34 protein-coding genes are annotated in these 17,624 nt (G+C 44.2%); 2 read left to right on the top strand and 32 right to left on the bottom strand.

The window, feature by feature from the left end; translation table 11 throughout:
- The first annotated feature begins 32 nt into the window (after window positions 1-32).
- Together trkA and mscL are read left to right on the top strand one after the other, a co-directional pair.
- Window positions 33-1,409 carry a Trk system potassium transporter TrkA gene (gene trkA / locus P3L37_RS20045; RefSeq protein ID WP_004265502.1) on the top strand — a complete coding sequence of 459 codons (1,377 nt, stop codon included), beginning with the start codon at window positions 33-35 and terminating at the stop codon, window positions 1,407-1,409.
- Window positions 1,410-1,514: 105 nt separating this feature from the next.
- Complete coding sequence (gene mscL / locus P3L37_RS20050) at window positions 1,515-1,925, top strand: large-conductance mechanosensitive channel protein MscL (RefSeq protein WP_004907161.1); 411 nt, start codon at window positions 1,515-1,517, stop codon at window positions 1,923-1,925.
- On the opposite strand, the gene P3L37_RS20055 is transcribed toward mscL, so the two are convergent.
- From P3L37_RS20055 to bfd, 32 genes are all read right to left on the bottom strand, one after another.
- Entirely contained in the window at window positions 1,926-2,126 is a 201-nt protein-coding gene (locus P3L37_RS20055) for an alternative ribosome-rescue factor A (RefSeq protein ID WP_164529260.1), read from the bottom strand.
- Window positions 2,127-2,159: 33 nt separating this feature from the next.
- Window positions 2,160-2,576: a Zn(2+)-responsive transcriptional regulator gene (gene zntR, locus P3L37_RS20060; RefSeq protein WP_004907154.1), complete on the bottom strand. Its 417-nt coding sequence runs from the start codon at window positions 2,574-2,576 to the stop codon at window positions 2,160-2,162.
- A gap of 132 nt (window positions 2,577-2,708) precedes the next feature.
- Window positions 2,709-3,095: a 50S ribosomal protein L17 gene (gene rplQ / locus P3L37_RS20065; protein ID WP_004907152.1), complete on the bottom strand. Its 387-nt coding sequence runs from the start codon at window positions 3,093-3,095 to the stop codon at window positions 2,709-2,711.
- A 37-nt stretch (window positions 3,096-3,132) separates the two neighbouring features.
- Entirely contained in the window at window positions 3,133-4,122 is a 990-nt protein-coding gene (locus tag P3L37_RS20070; RefSeq protein WP_004907150.1) for a DNA-directed RNA polymerase subunit alpha, read from the bottom strand.
- Between the two features lie 25 nt (window positions 4,123-4,147).
- Window positions 4,148-4,768 (bottom strand): 30S ribosomal protein S4, encoded by a 621-nt coding sequence (gene rpsD / locus P3L37_RS20075; protein WP_004907147.1) that lies wholly within the window; start codon window positions 4,766-4,768, stop codon window positions 4,148-4,150.
- Between the two features lie 38 nt (window positions 4,769-4,806).
- On the bottom strand, window positions 4,807-5,196 hold the full coding sequence (gene rpsK / locus P3L37_RS20080; protein ID WP_002919257.1) for a 30S ribosomal protein S11: 390 nt from the start codon (window positions 5,194-5,196) through the stop codon (window positions 4,807-4,809).
- Between the two features lie 16 nt (window positions 5,197-5,212).
- Window positions 5,213-5,569: a 30S ribosomal protein S13 gene (gene rpsM / locus P3L37_RS20085; RefSeq protein ID WP_004907144.1), complete on the bottom strand. Its 357-nt coding sequence runs from the start codon at window positions 5,567-5,569 to the stop codon at window positions 5,213-5,215.
- Between the two features lie 145 nt (window positions 5,570-5,714).
- Window positions 5,715-5,831, bottom strand: coding sequence for a 50S ribosomal protein L36 (rpmJ, locus tag P3L37_RS20090; protein ID WP_004265484.1), 117 nt, complete (start codon window positions 5,829-5,831; stop codon window positions 5,715-5,717).
- 46 nt (window positions 5,832-5,877) lie between these two features.
- Window positions 5,878-7,203, bottom strand: coding sequence for a preprotein translocase subunit SecY (gene secY, locus P3L37_RS20095; RefSeq protein ID WP_004265481.1), 1,326 nt, complete (start codon window positions 7,201-7,203; stop codon window positions 5,878-5,880).
- A 7-nt stretch (window positions 7,204-7,210) separates the two neighbouring features.
- A complete protein-coding gene (gene rplO / locus P3L37_RS20100) occupies window positions 7,211-7,645 on the bottom strand; it encodes a 50S ribosomal protein L15 (RefSeq protein ID WP_004265478.1) in 435 nt (144 codons plus the stop codon).
- Window positions 7,646-7,648: 3 nt separating this feature from the next.
- Window positions 7,649-7,828, bottom strand: coding sequence for a 50S ribosomal protein L30 (gene rpmD, locus P3L37_RS20105; protein ID WP_004265475.1), 180 nt, complete (start codon window positions 7,826-7,828; stop codon window positions 7,649-7,651).
- A gap of 6 nt (window positions 7,829-7,834) precedes the next feature.
- Complete coding sequence (gene rpsE, locus P3L37_RS20110; protein WP_004265471.1) at window positions 7,835-8,335, bottom strand: 30S ribosomal protein S5; 501 nt, start codon at window positions 8,333-8,335, stop codon at window positions 7,835-7,837.
- Between the two features lie 14 nt (window positions 8,336-8,349).
- The gene (rplR, locus tag P3L37_RS20115) at window positions 8,350-8,703 is read right to left on the bottom strand and encodes a 50S ribosomal protein L18 (RefSeq protein ID WP_004907138.1); all 354 of its coding nucleotides are present in this window, start codon (window positions 8,701-8,703) and stop codon (window positions 8,350-8,352) included.
- Between the two features lie 9 nt (window positions 8,704-8,712).
- A complete protein-coding gene (rplF, locus tag P3L37_RS20120; RefSeq protein WP_004265464.1) occupies window positions 8,713-9,246 on the bottom strand; it encodes a 50S ribosomal protein L6 in 534 nt (177 codons plus the stop codon).
- A gap of 14 nt (window positions 9,247-9,260) precedes the next feature.
- Window positions 9,261-9,653, bottom strand: coding sequence for a 30S ribosomal protein S8 (gene rpsH / locus P3L37_RS20125; protein ID WP_004907134.1), 393 nt, complete (start codon window positions 9,651-9,653; stop codon window positions 9,261-9,263).
- Window positions 9,654-9,682: 29 nt separating this feature from the next.
- The gene (rpsN, locus tag P3L37_RS20130) at window positions 9,683-9,988 is read right to left on the bottom strand and encodes a 30S ribosomal protein S14 (RefSeq protein WP_004265458.1); all 306 of its coding nucleotides are present in this window, start codon (window positions 9,986-9,988) and stop codon (window positions 9,683-9,685) included.
- 12 nt (window positions 9,989-10,000) lie between these two features.
- Window positions 10,001-10,540 carry a 50S ribosomal protein L5 gene (gene rplE / locus P3L37_RS20135; RefSeq protein ID WP_004265455.1) on the bottom strand — a complete coding sequence of 180 codons (540 nt, stop codon included), beginning with the start codon at window positions 10,538-10,540 and terminating at the stop codon, window positions 10,001-10,003.
- A gap of 15 nt (window positions 10,541-10,555) precedes the next feature.
- Window positions 10,556-10,870, bottom strand: coding sequence for a 50S ribosomal protein L24 (rplX, locus tag P3L37_RS20140; protein ID WP_004265452.1), 315 nt, complete (start codon window positions 10,868-10,870; stop codon window positions 10,556-10,558).
- Between the two features lie 11 nt (window positions 10,871-10,881).
- Complete coding sequence (gene rplN / locus P3L37_RS20145; RefSeq protein WP_004265449.1) at window positions 10,882-11,253, bottom strand: 50S ribosomal protein L14; 372 nt, start codon at window positions 11,251-11,253, stop codon at window positions 10,882-10,884.
- Window positions 11,254-11,428: 175 nt separating this feature from the next.
- Complete coding sequence (rpsQ, locus tag P3L37_RS20150; protein ID WP_004265446.1) at window positions 11,429-11,683, bottom strand: 30S ribosomal protein S17; 255 nt, start codon at window positions 11,681-11,683, stop codon at window positions 11,429-11,431.
- Window positions 11,683-11,874, bottom strand: coding sequence for a 50S ribosomal protein L29 (gene rpmC / locus P3L37_RS20155; RefSeq protein WP_004265442.1), 192 nt, complete (start codon window positions 11,872-11,874; stop codon window positions 11,683-11,685). The genes rpsQ and rpmC overlap by 1 nt, the downstream gene beginning before the upstream one ends.
- The gene (rplP, locus tag P3L37_RS20160) at window positions 11,874-12,284 is read right to left on the bottom strand and encodes a 50S ribosomal protein L16 (RefSeq protein ID WP_004265436.1); all 411 of its coding nucleotides are present in this window, start codon (window positions 12,282-12,284) and stop codon (window positions 11,874-11,876) included. The genes rpmC and rplP overlap by 1 nt, the downstream gene beginning before the upstream one ends.
- Window positions 12,285-12,296: 12 nt before the next feature.
- The gene (gene rpsC, locus P3L37_RS20165; protein WP_004907131.1) at window positions 12,297-12,998 is read right to left on the bottom strand and encodes a 30S ribosomal protein S3; all 702 of its coding nucleotides are present in this window, start codon (window positions 12,996-12,998) and stop codon (window positions 12,297-12,299) included.
- A 17-nt stretch (window positions 12,999-13,015) separates the two neighbouring features.
- Complete coding sequence (gene rplV, locus P3L37_RS20170; protein ID WP_004265430.1) at window positions 13,016-13,348, bottom strand: 50S ribosomal protein L22; 333 nt, start codon at window positions 13,346-13,348, stop codon at window positions 13,016-13,018.
- Window positions 13,349-13,363: 15 nt separating this feature from the next.
- Entirely contained in the window at window positions 13,364-13,642 is a 279-nt protein-coding gene (gene rpsS / locus P3L37_RS20175) for a 30S ribosomal protein S19 (RefSeq protein ID WP_004265426.1), read from the bottom strand.
- A 14-nt stretch (window positions 13,643-13,656) separates the two neighbouring features.
- A complete protein-coding gene (gene rplB, locus P3L37_RS20180) occupies window positions 13,657-14,481 on the bottom strand; it encodes a 50S ribosomal protein L2 (RefSeq protein WP_004907128.1) in 825 nt (274 codons plus the stop codon).
- Between the two features lie 19 nt (window positions 14,482-14,500).
- On the bottom strand, window positions 14,501-14,803 hold the full coding sequence (gene rplW / locus P3L37_RS20185) for a 50S ribosomal protein L23 (RefSeq protein ID WP_004265420.1): 303 nt from the start codon (window positions 14,801-14,803) through the stop codon (window positions 14,501-14,503).
- Window positions 14,800-15,405 carry a 50S ribosomal protein L4 gene (gene rplD / locus P3L37_RS20190; RefSeq protein WP_004265418.1) on the bottom strand — a complete coding sequence of 202 codons (606 nt, stop codon included), beginning with the start codon at window positions 15,403-15,405 and terminating at the stop codon, window positions 14,800-14,802. Before rplD ends, rplW begins: the two co-directional genes overlap by 4 nt.
- 16 nt (window positions 15,406-15,421) lie before the next feature.
- Entirely contained in the window at window positions 15,422-16,051 is a 630-nt protein-coding gene (rplC, locus tag P3L37_RS20195) for a 50S ribosomal protein L3 (protein ID WP_004265414.1), read from the bottom strand.
- Between the two features lie 32 nt (window positions 16,052-16,083).
- Complete coding sequence (gene rpsJ, locus P3L37_RS20200; RefSeq protein WP_001181005.1) at window positions 16,084-16,395, bottom strand: 30S ribosomal protein S10; 312 nt, start codon at window positions 16,393-16,395, stop codon at window positions 16,084-16,086.
- 348 nt (window positions 16,396-16,743) lie between these two features.
- Window positions 16,744-17,217 (bottom strand): bacterioferritin, encoded by a 474-nt coding sequence (gene bfr / locus P3L37_RS20205; protein ID WP_004907125.1) that lies wholly within the window; start codon window positions 17,215-17,217, stop codon window positions 16,744-16,746.
- A gap of 126 nt (window positions 17,218-17,343) precedes the next feature.
- Complete coding sequence (gene bfd / locus P3L37_RS20210; RefSeq protein WP_109913262.1) at window positions 17,344-17,544, bottom strand: bacterioferritin-associated ferredoxin; 201 nt, start codon at window positions 17,542-17,544, stop codon at window positions 17,344-17,346.
- Window positions 17,545-17,624: the final 80 nt, after the last annotated feature.

A 17,624-nucleotide genomic window follows, 5' to 3' on the forward strand; every position in this document is an offset into this window, starting at 1 on the left:
TGGTAGCCAGCTCTCTGATATAGGAATATGTAATGAAGATCATTATTCTAGGTGCTGGGCAAGTTGGCGGCACGCTTGCTGAAAATTTAGTTGATGAGAACAATGATATTACCGTCGTCGATACCGATGCTGATCGCTTACGTCAATTACAGGATCAATTCGATCTGCGAGTGGTAAATGGCCATGGTTCTCATCCCCGGGTACTTCGAGATGCAGGTGCAGAAGATGCAGATATGTTAGTAGCAGTGACCAATTCCGATGAAACTAACATGATTGCTTGCCAGATTGCCTATAGCCTATTTAATACCCCAAATAAAATAGCGCGTATCAGGGCAACTGAATATATCCGTGAAGCCGACAAATTGTTCCTGCCTGAACAAATCCCGATTGACTACTTAATATCGCCAGAACAATTAGTTATCGATTATATCTATAAATTAATTCAATACCCTGGTGCTCTTCAAGTTGTAAACTTTGCAGAAGGCAAAGTCAGTATTGTTGCTGTAAAAGCTTATTACGGCGGTTCCCTCGTGGGTAATGCATTATCGAGTTTACGCGAACATATGCCACATATTGATACTCGCGTTGTCGCTATTTTCCGCCAAGATAGGCCTATCCGGCCTCAAGGCTCAACAATCATTGAAGCGGGAGACGAAGTTTTTTTTGTTGCTTCTACACAACATATCCGAGCTGTAATGAGTGAGCTGCAAAGGTTAGAAAAGCCATACAAACGTTTGATGATAGTTGGTGGTGGCAACGTTGGAGCTGGTCTAGCAAGACGACTAGAAAAAGATTACAGCGTGAAACTTATTGAACGCAACCAGAAGCGTGCAACAGAACTTGCTGAGCTACTGCATGATACAATTGTGTTTTATGGAGATGCATCTGACCAAGAGTTACTCACTGAAGAGCACATTGAGCAAATGGATGTTTTTATTGCCCTAACAAATGATGATGAAGCTAATATTATGTCTGCTATGTTAGCTAAAAAAATGGGGGCTAAAAAAGCAATGGTGCTTATACAACGCTCTGCATACGTTGAACTTGTTCAAGGTGGGGTCATTGACATTGCAATTTCACCTCAACAAGCAACTATTTCCGCTTTACTAAGCCATGTCAGAAAAGCAGATATCGTCAATGTATCATCTTTAAGAAGAGGTGTTGCGGAAGCTATTGAGGCAATTGCACACGGTGATGAAAATACGTCAAAAGTTGTTGGTAAAAAAATATCTGAAATTAAACTTCCTCCAGGAACTATTATTGGTGCGATTGTCCGAGAAGAAGAAGTCATTATAGCTAGTGATTACCATATTATTGAACAAGGTGACCATGTCATTATGTTTATTACAGATAAAAAGTATGTACCTGAAGTTGAAAAATTATTTCAACCGAGTCCATTCTTCTTATAAAAATAAAAATAGTAAATATTTGCAGCTTAATAATTCTAGCGACTATAATTTGTTAACCTAATACATGTTTTGTTTCAATTGAGTTATTTATTAAGGGGTCGTCTAATGAGCTTTTTAAAAGATTTCCGCGAATTTGCCATGAAAGGTAATGTAGTGGATATGGCAGTCGGTATTATTATTGGTGCCGCATTTGGTAAAATTGTATCTTCATTAGTTGCTGATGTCATCATGCCTCCGCTAGGGTTACTAATCGGTGGTGTTGATTTCAAATCATTTAGCATCGTACTGAAAGAAGCACAAGGTGATTTACCCGCAGTTGTACTAAATTATGGAATGTTTATACAAACTGTTTTTGACTTTGTTATTGTTGCCTTTGCTATCTTTATGGCAATTAAAGTTATGAATAAAGTTCGCCGCGAAAAAGAAGCAGCACCAGCAGAGCCTGCACCACCGTCTAAAGAAGAAGTTCTATTATCAGAAATTCGTGATCTTTTGAAAGAACAAAATAAAAAATAACTAAAAGGCCAGTGGTAATACGTCAATAAACCTATTACCACTGGCCTCCCAGTTAACTGAATTCTTATTTTTTCCTTTTCTTGTGTAACTACCTTTCCCTTTTTTATTTTTTTCAACTCTTTGACGAAATAGTGGATCATGGAGTAATGCTTCAATCGCATTATCTTTAATCTCACCACGTTTATGTTGATATTTACTCATGATATACCTTCATATAGTTAGCTGATTATATAATTAATAAACTTTAGATGCGCCTTTTTCTAATATTTCCATAATAGAGCAATACGTTGTCGCATGTTCTTCACCACAACATGCTGAACTTAACATCTTCAACGAATCGCGCATAATAATAAGCTCTTGTATCTTTTTTTCAACTTCAAGTAATCTAAGATCTACAATCTGTTTAGATTCCTGACAAGTATGATGTTCAGGATCAACTCGTATTGAAAGTAACTCAGTAATAGCTTCTAAAGTAAAGCCTAACTGTTTTGCATAACGAATAAAACGCAAACGCTGCAGGTCATGCTCAGTAAATAACCTATACCCACCTTCAGTTCTTTCTTTGTGTTCCATCAAACCTTGTTTTTCATAAAAACGAATTGTATCAGGCGTCACATCTGCAAGCCTAGCAATTTCACCTATCTTATACATGCTCATAACACTTACCTGTAAATATGGGTTAATCACAAAAAATTCAAGGGAACAAACCTATTAGGAAGACAAGAATAGCAGGTACAAAAAAACCGGGCAAATATACCCGGTTTTCTTGAAAGCGACGACAGATTACTCTGCAGCTGCTTCTTGAGACTCAACAGCACGGTCAACAAGCTCGATGTAAGCCATCGGAGCGTTGTCACCTGTACGGTAGCCACACTTAAGAATACGAGTGTAACCACCTGCACGAGCTGCGAAACGAGGTCCCAGTTCATTAAATAATTTTGCAACGATCTCGTTATCACGAGTACGTGCGAATGCCAGACGACGATTAGCTACGCTGTCGGTCTTGGCAAGAGTAATCAGCGGCTCAACGACGCGACGCAGTTCTTTCGCTTTAGGCAGAGTCGTCTTGATGATTTCATGACGAACTAAAGAACCTGCCATGTTACGGAACATAGCTTGGCGGTGGCTGCTGTTGCGGTTCAATTGACGACCACTCTTACGATGGCGCATGACCTTATCCTTCTCAGTAAAACCTTAACCTGTGATCTTAATCATCAGCAATACTTGCTGGTGGCCAATTTTCTAAGCGCATGCCCAGAGAAAGACCACGAGATGCCAAGACGTCCTTAATTTCAGTAAGAGATTTCTTACCAAGATTCGGAGTTTTAAGCAACTCAACTTCTGTACGCTGTACCAGATCACCGATGTAGTGGATAGCTTCTGCTTTGAGGCAGTTAGCAGAGCGGACAGTCAATTCCAGATCGTCAACTGGGCGCAATAAGATAGGATCGAATTCTGGTTTTTCTTCTTTAACTTCAGGCTGACGTACATCACGTAAGTCAACAAAAGCTTCAAGTTGTTCAGCCAGAATGGTTGCCGCACGGCGAATCGCCTCTTCAGGATCGATTGTACCGTTAGTTTCCATTTCAATAACTAACTTATCCAAGTCTGTACGTTGCTCAACACGAGCTGCTTCAACATTGTAGGCTATACGCTCTACTGGGCTGTAGCAAGCATCGACTAACAAACGACCGATTGGGCGCTCATCTTCTTCCGAATGAACTCGGGCAGAAGCCGGCACATAACCACGACCACGCTGTACTTTAATTCGCATATTAATAGATGCGCTTTCGTCAGTCAGGTGGCAGATGACGTGCTGTGGCTTGACGATTTCGACATCACCATCATGGATGATGTCGGCTGCAGTCACAGGGCCAATGCCAGATTTATTCAAGGTTAAAATAACTTCATCTTTCCCCTGAACTTTTACCGCCAGCCCTTTCAGGTTGAGGAGAATCTCCAGGATATCTTCCTGTACACCTTCTTTGGTGCTGTACTCATGCAGTACACCATCAATTTCAACCTCTGTCACCGCACAACCCGGCATAGACGAAAGCAGAATACGGCGCAGTGCGTTACCAAGAGTATGGCCAAAGCCACGCTCTAAAGGCTCAAGGGTCACCTTAGCGTGCGTCGAACTCACTTGCTCGATATCTACCAGGCGCGGTTTTAGAAACTCTGTCACAGAACCCTGCATTGTGTCCTCTCTTTGGTGCTAAGCTTTACTTGGAGTAAAGCTCGACGATCAGGTGTTCGTTAATGTCCGCAGACAAGTCAGTACGTTCAGGAATACGTTTGAACACACCTTCCATTTTAGCAGCATCAACTTCCAGCCAAGTTGGCTTCTCACGCTGTTCAGCCAGCTCTAAAGCAGCCTTAATACGAGACTGTTTTTTAGCTTTCTCACGAACGCTGATAACGTCATTCGGGGAAACCTGATAAGAAGCGATATTAACTACGCGACCATTTACCATGATAGCTTTGTGGCTAACCATTTGACGTGCTTCTGCGCGAGTTGCGCCAAAGCCCATACGGTAAACGACGTTATCAAGACGACCTTCAAGCAAAGTCAGCAGGTTTTCACCTGTGTTGCCTTTCAGACGTGTTGCTTCTTTGTAATAGTTACGGAATTGACGTTCCAGAACACCGAACATACGACGAACTTTTTGTTTTTCACGTAACTGGACACCATAGTCAGACAGACGCGGTTTACGCGCACCGTGCTGGCCTGGAGCCTGTTCTAATTTACACTTGGTGTCAATCGCGCGAACACCAGACTTCAGAAAGAGGTCTGTTCCTTCGCGACGGCTCAGCTTGAGCTTAGGACCCAAATATCTAGCCATTTTCTTTCTCCAACAGTCCTAAAAAAAACGAAACGTATTTAAACGCGACGTTTTTTCGGTGGGCGACAACCGTTATGAGGGATAGGAGTCACATCAGTAATATTAGTGATGCGGAAACCAGCGGCGTTCAGAGCACGAATTGTTGATTCGCGACCCGGACCCGGTCCCTTAACCATAACTTCCAGGTTTTTGATTCCGTATTCTTTCACAGCTTCTGCGCAACGCTCTGCTGCAACCTGAGCTGCGAACGGAGTAGATTTGCGAGAACCACGGAAACCGGAACCACCGGCAGTTGCCCAACCTAATGCGTTACCTTGACGGTCAGTAATAGTAACGATTGTGTTGTTGAAAGAAGCATGGATATGAGCCACACCGTCTGAGACTTGTTTTCTTACACGCTTACGTGCACGAATTGGTGCTTTTGCCATTATTCAATACCCCGACTTATTTCTTGATCGGCTTACGCGGACCCTTACGGGTACGAGCGTTAGTCTTAGTACGCTGTCCGCGCACAGGAAGACCACGACGATGACGTAAACCACGGTAACATCCAAGGTCCATCAGACGCTTGATGCTCAGGGTAATTTCACGACGTAAGTCACCTTCTACAACGTATTTAGCAACTTCGTCACGCAGCTTGTCGATTTGTTCTTCAGACAGCTCACTGATCTTAACATTTTCAGCAATACCTGTTGCTTCACAGATAGCCTGTGAGCGGGTCTTACCGATACCGAAAATCGATGTTAAAGCGATTACAGTATGTTTATGATCAGGAATGTTAATGCCTGCTATACGGGCCACTATGCACTCCTAAGTTAAAATATACATTACTGTGCTGAAAAGCCCGTTTTCAGGATACTCAAACAATAATGTATCTTAGATAAAAAAGATTGGCTGGCTAATTTAGCCAGCTCAACCCAACTTTGCAAGAAAAAAATGCTTTTTCTTAACCTTGACGTTGTTTATGTCTTGGTTCAACACTACAAATTACACGAACGCTACCATTGCGACGGATAATTTTGCAGTTACGGCATAATTTCTTGACGGAAGCACGAACTTTCATTTTTACTCTCCGTAACTTCTAAGCAAACCATAATCACACTAAGTGATTACTTACCTTTCAGGTTTGCTTTCTTCAATGCAGACTCATACTGACTTGACATCATTAGAGTTTGCACTTGAGCCATAAAGTCCATGATAACGACAACCACGATTAAGAGGGAAGTACCACCAAAGTAAAAAGGTACTTTCATTGCGTCACGCATGAACTCCGGGATTAGGCAGATGAAGGTAATATATAATGCGCCAACTAATGTTAAACGAGTCATTACCTTATCAATGTACTTGGCCGTTTGCTCTCCCGGACGAATTCCTGGTACAAATGCACCGGACTTCTTCAGGTTATCTGCTGTTTCTCTTGGGTTGAAAACCAACGCCGTATAGAAGAAACAGAAGAAGATGATCGCAGATGCATAAAGTAACACATATAACGGTTGACCAGGCTGCAAATACATAGAAATTGTAGTCAGCCAGTCCCAGCCAGTTCCATCACCAAACCAAGAAGCTATTGTACCCGGGAATAGTATGATACTGGAAGCAAAAATTGCAGGAATTACACCCGCCATATTCACTTTTAACGGTAAATGCGTACTTTGTGCTGCATAAACACGGCGCCCTTGCTGACGTTTAGCGTAATTAACGACAATACGACGTTGACCACGTTCCATAAACACAACAAAGAAAGTAACCGCGAATACTAACACCGCAACCAACAGCAACAGGAGGAAGTGCAGATCGCCTTGCCGAGCTTGCTCGATGGTATGGCCAATAGCCGGCGGTAACCCCGCAACAATACCAGCGAAGATAATGATAGAAATACCGTTACCGATACCTCTTTCAGTTATCTGCTCACCTAACCACATTAGGAACATAGTCCCTGTGACTAAGCTAACAACTGCCGTAAAGTAGAACGGGAGGCCTGGATCAATGACTAACCCTTGCATCCCTGGCATATTCGGTAGACCCATTGCAATACCAATAGATTGGAATATTGCTAATACCAGAGTACCCCAGCGAGTATATTGGCTTATCTTCCGACGACCTGCTTCTCCTTCCTTCTTGATCTCTGCTAATCGTGGATTAACCACTGATAATAATTGGATAATGATCGATGCCGAAATATACGGCATGATACCCAAAGCAAAGATAGAAGCACGGCTAAGAGCACCACCAGAGAACATGTTAAACATTTCAATGATGGTGCCTTGTTGCTGTTCGAGCAATTTGGCAAGCACAGTGGCATCAATACCAGGGATTGGAATAAAAGAACCAATTCGGAAAACAATTAGCGCACCAATTACAAACAAAAGTCTGCGTTTAAGTTCACCAGCTCCACCCTTGGCACTTTGAAAATCTAATCCTGGTTGTTTAGCCATCTGTCACTTATTCCTCAATTTTACCGCCGGCAGCTTCGATTGCAGCGCGAGCACCTTTAGTAACACGAAGGCCACGTACAGTAACTGCACGGTTCACTTCGCCAGACAGAATAACCTTAGCATATTCAATCTGGATGCCAACAACGTTCGCGGCTTTCAGTGCGTTCAGATCAATAACATCGCCTTCAACAGCAGCAAAATCAGACAGACGAATCTCTGCAGTGATCATTGCTTTACGTGAAGTGAAGCCGAATTTCGGCAAACGACGGTATAAAGGCATCTGGCCACCTTCGAAACCACGACGTACGCCACCGCCAGAACGAGATTTCTGACCTTTGTGACCACGGCCGCCGGTTTTACCCAGACCAGAACCGATACCACGACCTACGCGTTTAGGCGCGTGCTTGGCACCTTCAGCCGGAGACAGAGTATTTAAACGCATCTCTTACTCCTCAACTTTAACCATGTAGGAAACCAAGTTGACCATACCACGTACAGCAGGAGTATCCTCGCGCTCTACTGTATGACCAATGCGACGCAGACCTAAACCGACCAGTGTTGCCTTATGCTTAGGCAGACGACCGATTGAACTGCGAACTTGTGTAATTTTAATAGTCTTAGCCATAGCCGATTACCCCAGAATTTCTTCGACGGATTTTCCACGCTTAGCTGCGACCATTTCTGGAGACTTCATGCTGTCTAAAGCATCCAGTGTTGCACGAACCACGTTGATTGGGTTTGTGGAACCATAGGTTTTAGCCAGTACGTTGCGAACTCCAGCTACTTCTAAAACAGCACGCATTGCACCGCCGGCAATGATACCGGTACCTTCGTGAGCAGGTTGCATAAACACACGAGAACCAGTGTGTGTACCTTTCACAGGGTGGAACAATGTGCCGTTGTTTAGAGCAACGGTTTTCATACTGCGACGGGCTTTTTCCATCGCTTTCTGGATTGCTGCCGGAACTTCGCGCGCTTTGCCGTAGCCAAAACCAACGCGACCGTTACCATCACCAACTACAGTCAGTGCGGTAAAGCTGAAAATACGGCCACCTTTAACGGTTTTTGCTACGCGGTTTACCGCGATCAGCTTTTCCTGCAGTTCGCCAGCTTGTTTCTCGATGTGAGCCATCTTACACCTCTACCTTAGAACTGAAGGCCAGCTTCACGGGCAGCATCTGCCAGTGCCTGGACTCTACCATGATATTGGAAACCAGAACGGTCAAAAGCAACAACAGTGATGCCTTTTTCCAGTGCGCGTTCAGCAACTAATTTACCAACAATTGCTGCTGCGTCTTTGTTTCCAGTAAACTTAACTTGTTCATTGATAGCTTTTTCTGTAGTAGAAGCTGCAACCAATGTTTCAGAACCGTTTGGTGCGATAACCTGCGCATAAATATGGCGTGGAGTACGATGTACCACCAGGCGAGTCGCACCCAATTCTTGGATCTTACGGCGTGCGCGGGTCGCACGACGGATACGAGCTGCTTTCTTATCCATAGTGTTACCTTACTTCTTCTTAGCCTCTTTGGTACGCACGATTTCATCGGCGTAACGAACACCTTTACCTTTGTAAGGTTCAGGACGACGGTAAGCACGCAGTTCTGCTGCAACTTGACCAATCACTTGCTTATCCGCACCTTTCAGTACGATTTCAGTTTGTGTTGGGCATTCAGCAGTAATGCCTGCTGGCAGTGCGTGTTCAACCGGATGCGAGAAACCTAAAGACAAGCTTACAGCATTGCCTTTGATTGCTGCACGGTAACCAACACCGACCAGTTGAAGCTTTTTAGTGAAGCCTTCGGTAACACCAACAACCATTGCATTACACAGTGAACGAGTAGTACCCGCTTGTGCCCATGCATCATCAAAACCTTCGCGTGGTGCGAAAGTCAGTTGATTGTCTTCGCTTTTAACTTCAACTGCATTATGGATAGTACGAGTAAGCTCGCCGTTTTTACCCTTAATCGAAATAACCTGACCGTTGAGTTTTACCTCTACGCCGGCAGGAATGACGACGGGTGCTTTTGCCACACGAGACATTCTTTCCTCCCGAATTAAGCTACGTAGCAGAGAATCTCGCCACCAAGACCAGCTTGGCGAGCTGCACGATCAGTCATGACACCTTTAGAGGTAGAAACAACAGCGATACCTAAACCAGCCATAACTTGTGGCAGCTCATCTTTTTTCTTATAGATGCGCAGACTTGGGCGGCTTACACGCTGAATGCTTTCTACAACAGCCTTACCTTGGAAATAACGTAAAGTCAGTTCCAGTTCTGGCTTGATGTCGCCTTCAATTTTAAAATCTTCAATATAACCTTCTTCCTTCAGCACTTTGGCAATTGCCACTTTCAGCTTGGAGGAAGGCATGGTGACCGCAACTTTGTTCGCGGCCTGACCGTTACGGATACGGGTCAGCATATCCGCGATGGGATCTTGCATGCTCATCTGTCTTTACTCCCGTGATTCAAATGGAATTACCAACTTGCCTTTTTAAGGCCCGGGATTTCACCGCGCATAGCGGCTTCACGGACTTTAATACGGCTCAGACCAAACTTCCGCAGGAAACCGTGCGGACGCCCTGTTTGACGGCAGCGATTACGCTGACGAGAAGGACTTGAATCACGTGGCAGTGTTTGCAGCTTGAGAACAGCGTCCCAGCGATCTTCATCAGATGCTTTAACATCAGAGATGATAGCTTTCAGTTCTACGCGTTTTGCGAAGAATTTCTCAGCTAATTTAGCACGTTTAACATCACGCGCTTTCATAGATTTCTTAGCCATGAGTACCCTGCCTTACTTGCGGAACGGGAAGTTGAACGCTGCTAACAGTGCGCGACCTTCGTCATCTGATTTCGCAGTAGTGGTGATAGTAATATCTAAACCACGTACGCGATCCACTTTATCGTAATCGATTTCAGGGAAGATGATTTGTTCACGAACACCCATGCTGTAGTTACCGCGACCATCGAAAGACTTAGCGGACAAGCCACGGAAGTCACGAATACGTGGTACAGCAATAGAAATCAGACGCTCAAGGAACTCCCACATGCGTTCGCCACGCAGGGTTACTTTACAGCCGATTGGATAGCCCTGACGGATTTTGAAGCCTGCAACAGATTTGCGTGCTTTGGTGATCAAAGGTTTTTGACCTGAGATCGCTGTTAAATCAGCTGCTGCGTTATCCAGCAGTTTTTTATCAGCAATCGCTTCACCAACACCCATATTCAGGGTGATCTTCTCGACCCGAGGGACTTGCATGACAGAAGTGTAGCTAAACTCAGTCATGAGTTTATTAACTACTTCGTCTTTATAGTAATCATGCAGTTTCGCCATCGTATACTCCAAAAATTACTTGATAGTTTCACTGTTAGATTTGAAGAAACGGACTTTTTTGCCGTCTTCGAATCTAAAGCCTACACGGTCAGCCTTACCAGTTGCCGCGTTAAAGATTGCAACGTTAGAAACTTGAATAGCCGCTTCTTTTTCAACGATGCCACCTGGTTGGTTCAGAGCCGGTACAGGCTTCTGATGTTTTTTAACCAGATTGATACCTTCAACGATAACTTTACTAGAAGAAATAACCTGCTTTACTTTACCGCGCTTACCTTTGTCTTTCCCAGTTAGCACGATAACTTCGTCATCACGACGGATTTTCGCTGCCATAGTTTCGCTCCTTAGAGTACTTCAGGTGCCAGAGAGATAATTTTCATAAACTTCTCATTACGAAGTTCACGAGTTACCGGCCCAAAAATACGCGTACCGATTACTTGCTCGCTGTTATTATTTAATAACACACAAGCATTACCATCGAAGCGAATGACAGAACCGTCAGGGCGACGTACACCCTTCTTGGTGCGCACCACTACCGCTTTCAGGACATCACCCTTTTTAACTTTACCGCGTGGAATTGCTTCTTTAACAGTAATTTTAATGATGTCGCCTACATGTGCATAGCGACGGTGCGAGCCACCTAGAACCTTGATACACATTACGCGACGTGCACCGGAGTTGTCGGCCACGTTCAGCATAGTCTGTTCTTGGATCATTTTAGTGCTCCGCTAAATGTCAACTACTACTGAGCCACCTCATTATGAAGAGGCCGTTCAAATATACCCATACTACGAGGGCGCGGCATTATAACACCACATCATCGTGTTGGACAGAAAAAAATAAACGGCTCAATCAAAAAGAGCCGTTTATTCATCAAGAAAAGTTATTCTATTACAGAACAGCTTTTTCTACAACGCGAACTAAGGCCCAAGACTTAGTCTTAGACAGTGGACGAGTTTGGCGGATTTCTACCACGTCACCGATTCCACATTCATTGTTCTCGTCATGTACGTGCAATTTAGTCGTACGACGGATGAATTTACCATACAGAGGGTGTTTCACCATACGCTCGATAGCAACAACAATAGATTTCTCCATTTTATCGCTAACTACACGACCTTGCAGAGTACGGATTTTATCGCTCATTACGCACCTGCCTTCTCAGTCAGTAAAGTCTTCACACGTGCGATATCGCGACGCACTTGTTTCAACAGATGAGACTGTTGCAGCTGACCACTTGCAGCCTGCATACGTAAATTAAATTGTTCACGTAACAGGTTCAAAAGTTCAGCATTCAGCTCTTCAACGCTTTTTTCGCGCAGCTCTTGTGCTTTCATTACATCACCGTCTTAGTTACAAAGGTGGTTTTGATAGGCAGTTTCGCTGCTGCCAGAGAGAATGCCTCACGAGCCAGCTCTTCAGGCACACCGTCCATTTCGTACAGTACTTTACCAGGCTGGATTAAGGCAACCCAATATTCTACGTTACCTTTACCTTTACCCATACGAACTTCGAGTGGTTTCTCAGTGATTGGTTTGTCTGGGAACACACGGATCCAGATTTTACCTTGACGCTTAATAGCACGGGTCATAGCACGACGTGCCGCTTCGATCTGACGTGCAGTCAGACGACCACGGCCAACAGCTTTAAGACCGAAAGTGCCGAAGCTAACATCCGTACCTTGCGCTAGACCACGGTTGCGGCCTTTGTGCACCTTACGGAATTTTGTACGCTTTGGTTGTAACATCAGCGACTCTCCTTACTTGCGGCCTTTACGCTGCTGCTTTTTAGGTTGAGCAGCTGGTTTCTCAGCTTGTTCAACAGCAGCCATACCACCCAGAATCTCACCTTTGAAGATCCATACCTTAACGCCGAGAACACCGTAAGTGGTGTGCGCTTCTGAAGTGTTGTAATCGATATCAGCACGTAATGTGTGCAGTGGCACACGGCCTTCACGATACCACTCGGTACGAGCGATTTCAGCACCGCCTAAACGGCCACTGACTTCAACTTTAATACCTTTAGCGCCCAGACGCATTGCGTTCTGTACTGCACGCTTCATAGCACGACGGAACATAACACGACGTTCCAGCTGTGAAGAAATGCTGTCAGCAACTAATTTAGCGTCTAGTTCTGGTTTACGAACTTCGGCGATATTGATTTGCGCAGGAACACCAGCGATATCCGCTACTGTTTTACGCAGTTTTTCAACGTCTTCACCTTTCTTACCGATAACGATACCTGGGCGAGCAGTGTGAATAGTCACACGGATGCTTTTCGCAGGACGTTCGATAACGATGCGAGAGATTGACGCTTTTGCCAATTCTTTATTCAAGTACTGGCGTACTTTAAAATCGCTGTCTAGGTTGTCAGCGAATTCATTGGTGTTCGCATACCAAGTAGAGTTCCAAGGTTTGACAATACCCAGGCGAATACCATTAGGATGTACTTTCTGACCCATTGCTAGTCTCCAGAGTCTCAGCGATCGGACACAACCACAGTAATGTGGCTGGTGCGCTTAAGAATACGATCTGCACGGCCTTTCGCACGCGGCATGATGCGTTTCATGGTTGGACCTTCGTCTACGAAAATTTTCGCAACTTTCAGGTCATCAATGTCAGCGCCATCGTTTTGCTCTGCGTTAGCAATTGCAGATTCAAGTACTTTCTTCACTAAACCAGCAGCTTTCTTGTTGGTGTAGGTCAGAATTTCCAGAGCTTGCGACACTTTCTTACCGCGAATCAGGTCGGCAACTAAGCGAACCTTCTGGGCAGAAGAACGAGCGTGGCGATGCATAGCTAAAGTTTCCATCTCTTCCTCCTATCCTTAACGTTTCTTAGCTTTCTTATCTGCCGCGTGGCCGCGATAAGTGCGAGTCGGTGCGAATTCACCCAGTTTGTGACCAACCATTTCGTCGGTTACGAAAACTGGAACATGCTGACGACCATTATGGACAGCGATGGTCAATCCGATCATATTAGGAAAGATCGTTGAACGACGGGACCAAGTCTTAAGAGGCTTCTTGTCTCCGCTTTCCACCGCTTTCTCTACCTTCTTCAGCAAGTGCAGGTCAATAAAAGGACCTTTCTTGAGAGAACGTGGCATGGTTTATCCTCTAATTATTTTTTAGAACGATGACGTACGATGAATTGATCAGTACGCTTGTTGCTACGAGTTTTCTTACCTTTGGTTTGAACGCCCCATGGTGTTACTGGGTGTTTACCAAAGTTACGGCCTTCACCACCACCATGTGGATGGTCAACTGGGTTCATCGCAGTACCGCGAACGGTAGGACGAATACCACGCCAGCGGCTAGCACCAGCTTTACCGAGAACACGTAACATATGTTCAGCGTTACCAACTTCACCAAGAGTTGCACGGCAATCAGCTAAAACTTTACGCATTTCACCAGAACGTAAACGTAATGAGACATAAGCGCCATCACGAGCAACGATTTGAGCGTAAGTACCTGCTGAACGCGCTAACTGTCCACCTTTACCTGGTTTCAGTTCGATATTATGAACTGTAGAACCAACAGGGATATTGCGCATCGGCAGTGCATTACCAGCTTTGATTGCTGAATCAACACCAGATTGAATCTGGTCACCAGCTTTCAAGCCTTTTGGTGCAAGAATATAACGACGTTCACCGTCTTTATATAGAACCAGTGCAATGTTCGCAGAACGATTTGGATCATATTCCAAACGCTCAACAACTGCAGGAATACCATCTTTGTTGCGTTTAAAGTCAACTAAACGATAATGCTGCTTATGGCCACCACCGATGTGACGGGTAGTGATACGGCCATTGTTGTTACGACCACCGGATTTGCTGTTTTTTTCTAACAGCGGAGCATAAGGCTTACCCTTATGCAGCTCAGGGTTAACCACTTTAACTACGTGGCGACGGCCCGGAGACGTAGGTTTACATTTAACAACTGCCATTGTTCTTTACTCCTCCGACTTACTCAGCACCGCTAATGAAGTCCAAATTTTGGCCTTCTTTCAGCGTGACGTAAGCTTTTTTCCAGTCGCTACGACGACCGAAACGCTGACCGTGGCGTTTAGTTTTGCCTTTAACCAGCAAAGTGTTAACACCTTCAACTTCGACTTCAAACAGTTTCTGTACAGCAGCTTTGATTTCTGCTTTAGTCGCGTCTTTCGCAACTTTGAGAACGATGGTATTGCTTTTTTCCATCGCTGTAGAAGCTTTTTCAGATACATGCGGCGCGCGCAGTACTTTCAGCAGACGTTCTTCACGGATCATGCCAGCATCTCCTCAACTTGCTTCACAGCATCAGCAGTCATAACCACTTTGTCGAAGGCGATCAGGCTAACTGGGTCAATACCTGCTGCATCACGAACGTCAACCTTATACAGGTTACGTGCTGCTAAAAACAGATTTTCATCTAATTCAGCAGTGATGATCAGAACATCTTCCAGAGCCATATCTTTCAGTTTCTGTGCCAGCAACTTAGTTTTAGGTGCTTCAACAGAGAACTTCTCGACAACGATCAGACGATCTTGACGTACCAACTCAGAGAGGATGCTTTTTAAAGCACCACGGTACATCTTCTTATTAACTTTTTGACTGTGGTCCTGTGGTTTAGCTGCGAAGCTAACACCACCAGAGCGCCAAATTGGGCTCTTTACTGAACCAGAACGTGCACGGCCAGTACCTTTTTGACGCCATGGTTTTTTACCTGAACCAGAAACTTCAGCACGAGTTTTCTGAGCACGAGTACCTTGACGAGCACCAGCTGCATACGCAACAACTACTTGGTGAACAAGCGCTTCATTGAAATCACGCCCGAAGGTAGTTTCGGAAACAGTCAGCGCGCTTTGCGCGTCTTTCATTACCAATTCCATTCCTATCTCCTCGACGTTAAGCCTTGACAGCCGGTTTTACGATCAGGTTGCTACCAGTTGCTCCTGGAACAGCACCTTTGACCAGCAGCAGGTTGCGCTCAGCGTCAACACGTACTACATCTAAGCTTTGAACAGTTACACGTTCATTACCCAGTTGGCCTGCCATTTTCTTGCCTTTAAACACTTTGCCCGGAGTCTGGTTTTGACCGATAGAACCCGGAACACGGTGAGACAAGGAGTTACCGTGAGTAGCATCTTGAGTACGGAAATTCCAGCGCTTAACTGTGCCGGCAAAACCTTTACCTTTAGATGTACCAGTAACGTCGACTTTTTTAACGTCAGCGAAAATTTCAACGCTAATGCTTTGACCTACTGTGTATTCTGCACTGTCTTCAATACGGAATTCACGTAGGATACGGCCAGCTTCGACGCCAGCTTTAGCGAAATGACCTGCTTCAGGCTTAGTTACACGGTTAGCTTTTTTGCTCCCGGTAGTAACCTGAATTGCATTATAACCGTCAGTTTCTGCAGTTTTAACCTGAGTAACACGGTTATTTTCAATTTCGATAACAGTTACAGGTATAGAAACGCCATCTTCAGTGAAGATACGAGTCATACCGACTTTCTTACCGACTAAACCTTTCATTGTTTCAACCTCTCAATCGTTCGACGACCTGATTAACCCAGGCTGATCTGCACGTCAACGCCGGCAGCCAGGTCCAGACGCATCAGAGCATCAACGGTCTTTTCGGTTGGCTCAACGATGTCAACCAGACGCTTGTGAGTGCGAATTTCGTACTGATCACGCGCATCTTTGTTAACGTGCGGAGAAATCAGAACGGTAAAACGCTCTTTACGTGTCGGCAGCGGGATAGGACCACGAACTTGCGCACCAGTGCGCTTAGCAGTCTCTACGATTTCCGCAGTTGATTGATCGATTAAACGATGATCAAAAGCTTTCAGGCGGATACGGATTCTTTGGTTCTGCATGAGACCAGAGCTCCAACTATTTTATAAACGTAAATGATTACTCCTCGTACCCATTTCGATTGATGGGAGAGTGTAATCGTTCTTGATGTAACTTCCAAATCGGAAGTATTGTCTAAATGAGCAACAAATCGTTGACTCAATACTGAGATTTCAGTCCTAAAATATAGGGCTTACTCATCAGTAAGCCCGCGCATTATACGTAAATTATAGGGAAACACAAGTAATCGAGGAAAATATGTGCATTTTTTTTGAAGAGACTCATCAAAAAGCCTCTCAGACTTAGGAAGTGAAGTGACTGAGAGGCTTTTAATACAAGTTTACTTAGCAAATAGCTATGTAAATACTAAATTACTCTTCTCTAACTTGCGCTTGAAGATAGTTTTGAATTCCTAAGCGAGTAATTAGTTCTAATTGCGTTTCTATCCAATCAATATGGTTTTCTTCATCTGCTAAGATTTCAATCATCAGGTCTCGACTAACGTAGTCATGAACCGAATCTGCGTATTTAATAGCTTCTTTTAGGTTTTTCGCCCCATCGATTTCAAGCTGCAAATCTGACTTCAGCATTTCTTCAACATCTTCGCCAATATTTAACTTACCAAGATCTTGTAGGTTAGGAATACCTTCGAGAAAAAGAATTCGCTCTATATATTTGTCCGCGTGCTTCATTTCATCAATTGATTCGTGATATTCCATCTCATTGAGGCGTGTAAGTCCCCAATTTTTAAACATACGAGCATGCAAAAAATATTGGTTGATTGCAACTAACTCATTGCCCAGTAGTTTATTTAGGTGGGCTATCATTTTTTTATCACCTTTCATTGCTACCCTCCATCGCTTCCAGTCTTTTAAGTGTAGTACTGAAATTGATGTTAGTGTAATTTTTACGCAATGTATTTAAACCAAAAGTGATAAATTTGGTGGGAATAATTTGAATGGTATAAGATACTATGCAACCTCAGGGGCACACGCATCCTCAAAAATCATTTGCTCTTCATATAAAATCGCCTTTGTCTGCCTAATGCATTTCCCGCATTCTAAGCCTACAGGCAAAATTTGTCGTAGCCCTTTCAGTGAGGTTACTTGATACTTTCTTGCAGCATTTCTGATTTGTTTATCAGTAATCGCTTCACAAAGACAAATGTACATGGTGCTTACCTGTATAAATCACATACAGATAGTTTAAATAAAAATGATTTGCATTTCAATTATCATTCAAAATGATTTAC

The organism is Providencia sp. PROV114, assembly GCF_032704305.1.
Taxonomy (GTDB): Bacteria; Pseudomonadota; Gammaproteobacteria; order Enterobacterales; family Enterobacteriaceae; genus Providencia; species Providencia rettgeri.

Coding starts and splice junctions, on each gene's coding strand:
- trkA (WP_004265502.1), top strand. CDS start 33: ATGAAGATCATTATTCTAGGTGCTGGGCAAGTTGGCGGCACGCTTGCT.
- mscL (WP_004907161.1), top strand. CDS start 1,515: ATGAGCTTTTTAAAAGATTTCCGCGAATTTGCCATGAAAGGTAATGTA.
- P3L37_RS20055 (WP_164529260.1), bottom strand. CDS start 2,126: ATGAGTAAATATCAACATAAACGTGGTGAGATTAAAGATAATGCGATT.
- zntR (WP_004907154.1), bottom strand. CDS start 2,576: ATGTATAAGATAGGTGAAATTGCTAGGCTTGCAGATGTGACGCCTGAT.
- rplQ (WP_004907152.1), bottom strand. CDS start 3,095: ATGCGCCATCGTAAGAGTGGTCGTCAATTGAACCGCAACAGCAGCCAC.
- P3L37_RS20070 (WP_004907150.1), bottom strand. CDS start 4,122: ATGCAGGGTTCTGTGACAGAGTTTCTAAAACCGCGCCTGGTAGATATC.
- rpsD (WP_004907147.1), bottom strand. CDS start 4,768: ATGGCTAGATATTTGGGTCCTAAGCTCAAGCTGAGCCGTCGCGAAGGA.
- rpsK (WP_002919257.1), bottom strand. CDS start 5,196: ATGGCAAAAGCACCAATTCGTGCACGTAAGCGTGTAAGAAAACAAGTC.
- rpmJ (WP_004265484.1), bottom strand. CDS start 5,831: ATGAAAGTTCGTGCTTCCGTCAAGAAATTATGCCGTAACTGCAAAATT.
- secY (WP_004265481.1), bottom strand. CDS start 7,203: ATGGCTAAACAACCAGGATTAGATTTTCAAAGTGCCAAGGGTGGAGCT.
- rplO (WP_004265478.1), bottom strand. CDS start 7,645: ATGCGTTTAAATACTCTGTCTCCGGCTGAAGGTGCCAAGCACGCGCCT.
- rpmD (WP_004265475.1), bottom strand. CDS start 7,828: ATGGCTAAGACTATTAAAATTACACAAGTTCGCAGTTCAATCGGTCGT.
- rpsE (WP_004265471.1), bottom strand. CDS start 8,335: ATGGCTCACATCGAGAAACAAGCTGGCGAACTGCAGGAAAAGCTGATC.
- rplR (WP_004907138.1), bottom strand. CDS start 8,703: ATGGATAAGAAAGCAGCTCGTATCCGTCGTGCGACCCGCGCACGCCGT.
- rplF (WP_004265464.1), bottom strand. CDS start 9,246: ATGTCTCGTGTGGCAAAAGCACCCGTCGTCATTCCTGCCGGCGTAGAG.
- rpsH (WP_004907134.1), bottom strand. CDS start 9,653: ATGAGCATGCAAGATCCCATCGCGGATATGCTGACCCGTATCCGTAAC.
- rpsN (WP_004265458.1), bottom strand. CDS start 9,988: ATGGCTAAGAAATCTATGAAAGCGCGTGATGTTAAACGTGCTAAATTA.
- rplE (WP_004265455.1), bottom strand. CDS start 10,540: ATGGCGAAACTGCATGATTACTATAAAGACGAAGTAGTTAATAAACTC.
- rplX (WP_004265452.1), bottom strand. CDS start 10,870: ATGGCAGCGAAAATCCGTCGTGATGACGAAGTTATCGTGCTAACTGGG.
- rplN (WP_004265449.1), bottom strand. CDS start 11,253: ATGATCCAAGAACAGACTATGCTGAACGTGGCCGACAACTCCGGTGCA.
- rpsQ (WP_004265446.1), bottom strand. CDS start 11,683: ATGAGCGATAAAATCCGTACTCTGCAAGGTCGTGTAGTTAGCGATAAA.
- rpmC (WP_004265442.1), bottom strand. CDS start 11,874: ATGAAAGCACAAGAGCTGCGCGAAAAAAGCGTTGAAGAGCTGAATGCT.
- rplP (WP_004265436.1), bottom strand. CDS start 12,284: ATGTTACAACCAAAGCGTACAAAATTCCGTAAGGTGCACAAAGGCCGC.
- rpsC (WP_004907131.1), bottom strand. CDS start 12,998: ATGGGTCAGAAAGTACATCCTAATGGTATTCGCCTGGGTATTGTCAAA.
- rplV (WP_004265430.1), bottom strand. CDS start 13,348: ATGGAAACTTTAGCTATGCATCGCCACGCTCGTTCTTCTGCCCAGAAG.
- rpsS (WP_004265426.1), bottom strand. CDS start 13,642: ATGCCACGTTCTCTCAAGAAAGGTCCTTTTATTGACCTGCACTTGCTG.
- rplB (WP_004907128.1), bottom strand. CDS start 14,481: ATGGCAGTTGTTAAATGTAAACCTACGTCTCCGGGCCGTCGCCACGTA.
- rplW (WP_004265420.1), bottom strand. CDS start 14,803: ATGATCCGTGAAGAACGTCTGCTGAAAGTACTGCGCGCGCCGCATGTA.
- rplD (WP_004265418.1), bottom strand. CDS start 15,405: ATGGAATTGGTAATGAAAGACGCGCAAAGCGCGCTGACTGTTTCCGAA.
- rplC (WP_004265414.1), bottom strand. CDS start 16,051: ATGAAAGGTTTAGTCGGTAAGAAAGTCGGTATGACTCGTATCTTCACT.
- rpsJ (WP_001181005.1), bottom strand. CDS start 16,395: ATGCAGAACCAAAGAATCCGTATCCGCCTGAAAGCTTTTGATCATCGT.
- bfr (WP_004907125.1), bottom strand. CDS start 17,217: ATGAAAGGTGATAAAAAAATGATAGCCCACCTAAATAAACTACTGGGC.
- bfd (WP_109913262.1), bottom strand. CDS start 17,544: ATGTACATTTGTCTTTGTGAAGCGATTACTGATAAACAAATCAGAAAT.